This window comes from Zoogloea oryzae (genome assembly GCF_030161255.1).
Classification (GTDB): domain Bacteria; phylum Pseudomonadota; class Gammaproteobacteria; order Burkholderiales; family Rhodocyclaceae; genus Zoogloea; species Zoogloea oryzae.
The window spans coordinates 32545-32841 of the sequence record NZ_BSPX01000057.1; the positions used below are offsets into that span (position 1 = coordinate 32545).

The 297-nt window shown below is 74.1% G+C and carries 1 protein-coding gene; it reads right to left on the reverse strand.

What is annotated here, in order from left to right:
- On the reverse strand, nucleotides 1–297 hold a 297-nt coding region (locus QQK25_RS16450), incomplete at both ends, for a hypothetical protein (RefSeq protein ID WP_284188903.1).

Genomic DNA, 297 nt, shown 5'->3' on the forward strand with positions numbered 1-297 from the left:
CCGAAGTGAAATCGAAGCGGCGGATCGCCGCGGTTTCGTCGGCCAGCGCGCGGATCGGCCGCGACACCAGCCTGGCGGTGAGATACGTGAGGGGCAGCGTGGCGAGCATCACCAGCAGCGTTGCCAGCAGCGCGCGGTTGCGCACCTGACGGGCGTCGGTGAGGAGCTCGTCGTCGGGGATCATCACGCCGAGGTGCATCGGCCGCCCGCCCTGCACCGGCAGCCGGGCCACCGCCCCGTGCCAGCGCCGGCCGGCGGTGCTGAAGGCGGTGAGCGGCAGCTCGCCCTCGCCCGCCG